At 55.8% G+C, this 502-nt stretch carries 1 protein-coding gene; it reads left to right on the forward strand.

What is annotated here, in order from left to right; all coding sequences use genetic code 11:
• A partial coding sequence (locus CKO12_RS14605; protein ID WP_420826851.1) for a glutamine amidotransferase-related protein occupies positions 1 to 502 on the forward strand: 502 nt, incomplete at both ends.

A 502-nucleotide genomic window follows, 5' to 3' on the forward strand; every position in this document is an offset into this window, starting at 1 on the left:
GACTGGCAGCATGTCGTCGATACCATGGCCAACCCCGAGGGCGAGGTCAATATAGCCATGGTCGGCAAGTATGTTGATCTCACCGACGCGTACATGTCGTTAAACGAGGCACTGCGCCACGCTGGGGTGCAGACTAGACAGCGGATAAATATCCGCTATGTCGATTCAGACGGCTTGGAGCGTGAGGGTCAAGCAGCACTTGAGGGCGCAGATGCGGTCCTGGTGCCAGGGGGATTTGGTGAGCGGGGCATAGAAGGCAAGATACTAGCGGCTCGCTATGCTCGCGAGAATAACGTGCCCTATTTGGGTATTTGCTTGGGCATGCAGGTCGCAGTTGTCGAATTTGCCCGCAATGTGGCCCGTTTGGAAGGTGCTCACAGTACAGAGTTTATCCGTCACCCGCATCATCCCGTTATTGGTTTGATTACCGAATGGATGACTGAGGAGGGTGATGTCGAGGTCCGTGATGAGGACGCCGATCGTGGTGGTACCATGCGCTTGG

The organism is Chromatium okenii, assembly GCF_016583745.1.
Classification (GTDB): Bacteria; Pseudomonadota; Gammaproteobacteria; order Chromatiales; family Chromatiaceae; genus Chromatium; species Chromatium okenii.